Raw genomic sequence first — 6953 nt, forward strand, 5'->3', positions numbered from 1 at the left:
GCCCGACCATAAGGAAAATGCAGAACGGCGCTCCCATCGGGGGCGCCGTTTTTCGTGGGATCATTCGCCCGTCGGCAATGTCAGGATGAAGCTTGCACCTTCACCCGGCGCACCGCCAATGCGAATGTCTCCGCCCATGGCACGCGCCAGGCGGCGGGAAATATAGAGGCCAAGGCCGCTGCCCCCGGCATCGTCGCGGCCCAGCCGCTCGAACTTCTCGAAAATACGCTCTCGATCCGCGACCGCGACGCCCTGCCCCTGATCGATCACCATGATCCGGGCCTGCCCATGATCGCCCCCGGTCACAATCCGCACCTCGCTGCCTTCGGGCGAATAGCGCACCGCATTACCGATCAGGTTGACCAATATTTGCAACACCCGGCGAAACTCGCCGATCGCGGGCGTGCTGGCGTCCGTGTCCGGCGCAATCATGCGAATTTGTCGGTCAAGCGCTTTGACCGCCAACAATCCGGCGGCGCGACGGCCAATATCTGCCAGATCGACATCTTCTGCGATCACGCTGAAATCGGGCCGGTCGATCGCCTGCAAATCGGCCAGATCATCGACCAGCGCCATCAGATGCCGCCCGGCCGCCGCGATGTCGGTGGCATAATCGGCATAATCAGGGCGCAATGGACCTTCCAGCTGCGCGCTGATCGTATCAGCGTTGGCGATGATCCGTCCCAAAGGCTGGCGCAGCGAGCGGTCGAGCCGCTTGCCAAATTCACCCGGATAGAAGGCAACCGCTGCGTCCTGCGCCATCGGGACGACCACCGCCTGCTCCAGCGGAAAGGCTGTGCCGCGATAGCCGGTCAGTTGCCCCGCCAGATCGAACATGGGAAAGCCGGACAGCTGAAACGACCGTGCAGGATCGCTGACGAGCGTTGCCGTCTGCGCGCGAAAGGCACGCCGCTGGGCAAAGGCACGCAGCATCGCCATGTCGCCCTCCTCATCTGGCTGAAGCTGGAAATAGCCGGAAAAGCGGCTGCCAGGCACCGGCGGATCGGGGGGCAGCGCTCCATGGGCGTCGCTCCCCGCCAGCACCATCTGGAACCGCAACTGCATGTCGATCTGCCAGCTCCAGCCATCGGCCAGCGCAGCAATGTCCGCCTCACGCCGCGCTGTGTCCGCTGGCAGCGCGACTGCCGGCCGCTCATGCCAGTCGATGATCGAGAGGGTGACGCCATCGCTATCCGGCCGCGCCCGCACCCACATGTCGATGTCACCACGCTCGGTCGCCGCGATGATCGGTCGCGACACGGTAATGCCCAGCCGCGCCGAAAGCCGCGCGATCGCGGCCAGTTGCGGCACGGCAACCGGCGCGCCAAGGTCACCTCCCGCCTCACGCTGAAGCGTCAGCAGGCGCAGGTCAGCGCTCAGCAACAGGCCATCGGCGGAAATGGATGCCCGGATGATCGCAGGATGCGATGGCATGTTCACGCGCCCGTCACCCGGCGCAGATGGTCGAGCCTGGAACGGAAAGCGGGCGGCGTGCGCAACGCGCTGACGGCCGAATCGGCCTGCATCTCTGTCAGCCCCTGATAGCGCTCCGCCTCCGCCACGATCGCAGCGTCGGACAGCGACGGCCGCACCGGTCGCAACGCCAGCAGCAAATGACGATAATCGGCGTCCGATCCGCCCAGCGCGCGGCACAGCATCGCCACCTGCCCCAGCGGTCCCATCACCAATATGTCGGTCACCTGCACCGTCGCCATGCGCAACCGCCGCGCCGCCAGCGCTGCAAACAGCAGGAAGCGCCGCTGCGCCAGCGCGACACCCATCAGGTCAGGTGCATCGGCGATGTCGCCCATGCGCCGCACCAGCCGTTCGGCCTCCGCAATCGGACTGACGCTTTCATCATGGTCGGCCATCAACGCCCAGCCCGACCGCTCGAACCCTGCCAGCAAGGCGTCGCCCAGATCAGGCGCGCTCCGCTGAACCATGGCGGCCAGACAGGCCGCCGCGCTCCACACCAGTTCGGCAAAATATTCGGCGGGCAGGTCCGGTCGCATCGGCCGATCCTCCCCTCCCACGGCGATCCAGCGGCCCTCCGCCAGCGCCAGCGCGGACAGCGCATCGCCGATCAGCGGATCATCGCCCAGCGCCAACATGCCGCCATCGCCATCGTCCAGCCGCTCAATGTCGGGCTGACCAAATTGCCGCAGCATCAGGCTGACCCCCGCACGCATCTGCATATGCGCCAGCAGCGCCGGTCCGATCAGCGTCGGCTGCGCCCGCACGGTCCGCCAGCACAGCGGGTCGGGTGAGCGGGACAGGATGTGGGCGACGTCGGGCGCATGGTCGAGCGACAGCCGCAGCGCCATCTCGATTCCGTTCAGGCATCCGCCCAGATGCCGCCGCGTTTCCGCGATCAACGCATCATGGCGCGCCCGCTCCTCGACCGGGAAGAAGAAGGCCAGATCGATGGCATGGCCAACCGGCACGGCGGACATGCCCGCCATGACTTGCGCCATCGGCCAGCTGTCCGCCATGGCCGCACCGGTAAGGGACGAATAGGCGTTCATACCGGGAGCATAGCCCGACGTCCTTAAAATGCACTAAACCCTGGCGGCGAAATATGCTCAGTCACGCGGGCGCAATATGATCGCCCCGGCCGAAGCGATCAAAGCCAGCATCGCCACCCTTATGCCCTGCGCCAGCATCCCGACCAGCCCGGCGACGATCAGCAACAGCAGCACCGTTCCGGGCGTGACGATCATCCATGGCCGCGCATTGCCCGTCCGTCGCCAGCGGTCCGCCACCAGCATGATCCCCAGCAACAGCGCCAGATCGGCGGCCAATGTGCTGCTGCCCGCCAGAACGATCCCGATCAGCGCCAGCAACGGCGTCACAAAGGCGAGCACGCCCATGGGCGGGGGCCGCAGCGCCAGTTCGTCGAGCCGATCGGCAATTTCCGCCAGCAAAAGCGCCACCAGCAGCAACGCAAATCCGGTCAGCGTCCAGAGCAACTCGACCGGCACCAGCGCAATGGCCCCCAGCGCGATGGCGGCGATCCGCACCTGCATCGCGGGCACCTGCATCCGCATCAGCGCCGGACTGATCATCCGTGCGAGGGGCGAGAGGAGATAATGTTCAACGCCGCCGCGCGCGCGCGCAGACGAAGCGCCTGCCGCCGTCACCGCCTGCGCCACCAGATCGGCCTGCTGCTGGGTTTCGATCAGGGCGACCCGCCCTTCGAGCAGGTCGTCCTGCGATACGGTGACGCGGCGAGCGCCCTTTTGTACCGCCGCCCGCACCAGCGTGAGCGACAAATCCCAGTCGCCGATCATGTCGAGCGTGCCGAATAACAAAGTCGGGCTGATCCGCGCCAGTCCGGCCCAGCGCTGTCCGGCGTCGATCCGCTCGAACGGCGTGCTGGCGCGGCTGTCATCCGTGACCAGCAGGGCATTGCCCTCCGCGCTGCCCATCGCCTCGAAATGCGCCTGCGACACGATCGCCCCGTCTGCGACCAACAGCACGTCGGCGTCGCGCGGCGCATCCCGCACCATCGACACCATGTCGCGCACCAGTGCGACTGCGATGCCATCGGCGCTCAGCCGATCGACGGCCTGCGACAAAGCGGGTGTAATGACGCTCACCAGGATCATGATACGATCCGCGCCCGCCTGCGCCGCCTGCCGCGCCTGATATTCCACCAGCGTTTGCCCTGCAAAATGCAGACTCGCGCGCTGACCACCGGACGACTGCCCCCCGGACGAATCGCCCGAAGCCCGGCTGGCGCTGAGAATAGCCGCGAAACTCATATCGTTATGGTATCGACCCGATTGTTGTGCAGCGGGCCTTGTCGCAAGGGATACGGCTTCGCGCAAGCACAGCCGTGCCCATGCCGCGATTCAGCCCTGTTGCAACCCCGCCAACGCCGCGTGCAAACGGCGCAGCACGCGCGGATCGCCCGGCGCGGCCTCGGCCGCTTCATCCGCCAGCGCCATCAGCGCGGTCAGCCCGAAACTCGCCGCCAGTCCCTTCAACCGCCACGCCGCCAATTCCCAATTGGCGTCGCACCGCGCCCGACCCAGCAAATCGATCTGCCGCGCCGCGCTTTCCATGAAGGCGACGCGCAGGTCCGCGATCAGGGCGCTGTCGTCGCCGACGGCTGCGGATAAAGCTGCATGGAGAGCGCCGGGATCATAGGACATAGAGACAGACGCTATCTGGCTTGCGTTAAGTTTTGGTAACAGGGCATTTGCGCGGGCGGAAAAGCTGCTAGGATGCGCGCCATGACAGGGGGCAGCACAATCGTAGAGTTTTGGCGCGATGAACCAAGCGCGACCGGTGATGCGTCGCAGGCGGATGACATATTGTTTTTGAAACAGGCGGTTCTTCACAGCGACGAAGATGATTCGGATGATGGCGCGGGCGATGCCTGGGTCAGGCGCGTGCGCGTCGGATTGACCATGCTAGCGGTCGGCTGGGTCGGCTTTGCCGGCTGGGCAATGGTCGCGTCGGGTGAGCTGGCCGGTGGTCCCTTGTTCTGGGCCAACGCCATCGCCACGCTGGTCGTGCCGCTTATCCTGCTTGGCCTCGCCTACCTGCTGCTGATGCGTAACAGCCGCACCGAATCGCGCCGCTATCTCGACACCGCCCGCGCTTTGCGGACGGAGGCCGATCTGCTTGAACTGCGCCTTGGTCGGATCGCCACCCAATTGGAAGCCGCCCGCCAGTCGATGCAGGACCAGGCTGAATTGCTCGACAGCTATGGCGCCGCCGCCAGCAGCAATATGGAAGCGTCCGCCGAACTGATCGCCAGCCGGTCGCAGGCAACCGCCGACCGCGCCGAGTCGGCCGAACGGGCCAGCACCGCGCTCCTGGCGAAGATGGACTCGTTGATCGCGACGATTCCCGAACTGGAGGACCGCACCGGTCGCATGGCGGCGCAGATCATGGACAATGGTCATGCGCTTGCCGAACGGATCGACACATTGGAAGCGCGGCTTCATGCGCTGGCCGAACTGTCGGACGACGCCCGCGCCCGCACCCTGTCCGCGACCAAGAGCCTGTCGAGCCAACTCACCCAGCTCCAGGAATCGACCCGCGCTGCCAATGAAGAAGTGACCGGCATGGCGGAGATTGCCGCCGGACGGATCGATGCCACCGCCCAGAGCGCACGGCAGGCCATGGACCGCACCCGCCAGGATATCGAAACACAAGCAGACGCACTCGCAGCACTCGTTGCCACGGCGGGAACCGGCATCGCCAGCACTAGCGAAAATATGCGCACGGCGTTGATCCATGATCTCGACACGGCACAGGCGGACCTGACCGCGCGGCTCGACAATGCCCTGCGCAGCGTGCGCGCTACCATGGCGACGACGGACGAAGGCCTGTCGCGTCGCGCCGAACATCTCGAAGCCCTCGTCGCCGCAGCACAGGCGGGCATCGGTGACGTGAGCGAGACGACCCTGACCACGTTGCAGCGGGACATGGACGCGATCGAAACCGATCTGCGCGAACGGCTCGACGCCGCGCTGGCCCGCGCGCAGGAAGCGTTGGCGCTGACGGACGGCAATTTGTCGTCGCAATCGGCGGCGCTCGAATCGCTGGTCACCCGTTCGCGCGACAGCCTCGACGCCATTGGTAGCGAGACGGTCACGGGTCTGGCGAACACGATCGGCGACGTCGAAAGCCGTCTGCACCAGATTAACGATGTCATGGCCGGGCAGCACAGCCTGATGGCGGGTATTCAAGCTGGCTTGGATGAAACGATCACCACCACCCAGGTCCGCTTCGCAACGCTGGAGGAAGTCGCCCTAGCCCGCAGCGAACGGTTGACCGAAGCGCTTGCCCGCTTGACCGCCGAAACCCAGCGGATCGACGGCGCACTGGCCAATGGCGGTGTGACCGCCGAAAAGCTGATCGGCTGCGCCGAAACCCTGCTCGTCGCGCTCGATTCGAGCGTGCGCGAATTGGACGAAACCTATCCCGCCGCGCTGGAGCGTTTCGACGCCCGGCTGGAGCAGAGCCGTACCCTGCTGGGCACCACGACACCGGAAATGGAGCGGCTGGAAGCCATCTCACAGGCGCTGGTCGGCCGGGCGGAAGAGGCTGAATCGATGCTACGCGGTCAGGGCAGTCGCCTTACCGAATGGCTGGAAAGCACGCAGGGCGGGCTGGAGGCCAATCGCAATCTGGTCGAACGACTGCGCGTGGCGCTGGATGGCGCGCATCAGGATGCGACCCGGATTACGGAAGGTGCCGGGCCGCTGCTCGTCACCGCGCTGCTGCGCGTCAAGGATACGGCCGATCAGGCCGCCGAGCGCGCGCGGCAGGCGCTGGGCCGCGCCATTCCCGAAGCCGCGCAGGCGCTGGCCGACGCCAGTGAGCAAGCGATGCAGACCGCCATCGGGGACAAGGTGACGGCGCAGATCGAACAGGTCGCGCGCGTCGCAGAGGACGCGGTCAAGGCCGCGCATCAAGCCTCCGAACGTCTGACCCGCCAATTGCTGACCATCGCCGACACCAGCGCCAGCGTCGAACAGCGGATTGAGGAAGCCGAGCGTGCATCGGAAAATCGTGACCGCGACCATTTCGCCCGCCGCTCCGCACTGTTGATCGAATCGCTCAACAGCACCGCAATCGACGTCGCCAAGATCCTGTCCAACGACGTCACCGATTCAAGCTGGTCGGCCTATCTGAAGGGTGATCGTGGCGTGTTTACCCGTCGCGCGGTCAAACTGCTGGATGCGGGGGAATCGCGCGAGATCGCGCTTCATTACGACAATGACCCGGAATTCCGCGATCATGTGAACCGCTATATCCATGATTTTGAAGGGATGCTTCGGATCATCCTGTCGGCGCGTGACGGCAACGCGCTCGGCGTCGCCATCCTTTCGTCCGACATGGGCAAGCTCTATGTGGCTCTGGCGCAGGCGATCGAGCGGCTGCGGCAGTAAGCGGATCGCGCCAACTTACTTAGACCCGTTCGTTTCGAGCGA

Annotated in this window: 5 protein-coding genes; 1 reads left to right on the forward strand and 4 read right to left on the reverse strand. The window is 65.7% G+C overall.

Going from position 1 to position 6953, the window contains the following annotated elements; all coding sequences use genetic code 11:
* Nucleotides 1–60 precede the first annotated feature (60 nt).
* The 4 genes from EBBID32_RS17455 to EBBID32_RS17470 form a co-directional block, all read right to left on the reverse strand.
* On the reverse strand, nucleotides 61–1440 hold the full coding sequence (locus tag EBBID32_RS17455; protein ID WP_037491546.1) for a sensor histidine kinase: 1380 nt from the start codon (nucleotides 1438–1440) through the stop codon (nucleotides 61–63).
* Nucleotides 1437–2525, reverse strand: a complete 1089-nt coding sequence (locus EBBID32_RS17460; protein WP_006962178.1) for a DUF2336 domain-containing protein — start codon at nucleotides 2523–2525, stop codon at nucleotides 1437–1439. Before EBBID32_RS17460 ends, EBBID32_RS17455 begins: the two co-directional genes overlap by 4 nt.
* Nucleotides 2526–2582: 57 nt before the next feature.
* Nucleotides 2583–3764: a hypothetical protein gene (locus EBBID32_RS17465; protein ID WP_006962179.1), complete on the reverse strand. Its 1182-nt coding sequence runs from the start codon at nucleotides 3762–3764 to the stop codon at nucleotides 2583–2585.
* A 90-nt stretch (nucleotides 3765–3854) separates the two neighbouring features.
* On the reverse strand, nucleotides 3855–4157 hold the full coding sequence (locus EBBID32_RS17470; protein ID WP_006962180.1) for a hypothetical protein: 303 nt from the start codon (nucleotides 4155–4157) through the stop codon (nucleotides 3855–3857).
* Nucleotides 4158–4238: 81 nt separating this feature from the next.
* On the opposite strand from EBBID32_RS17470, the gene EBBID32_RS17475 reads away from it, so the two are divergent.
* On the forward strand, nucleotides 4239–6911 hold the full coding sequence (locus EBBID32_RS17475; protein ID WP_037491549.1) for a hypothetical protein: 2673 nt from the start codon (nucleotides 4239–4241) through the stop codon (nucleotides 6909–6911).
* Nucleotides 6912–6953: the final 42 nt, after the last annotated feature.

The sequence above is a fragment of the Sphingobium indicum BiD32 genome, from assembly GCF_000382885.1.
Taxonomy (GTDB): domain Bacteria; phylum Pseudomonadota; class Alphaproteobacteria; order Sphingomonadales; family Sphingomonadaceae; genus Sphingobium; species Sphingobium japonicum_C.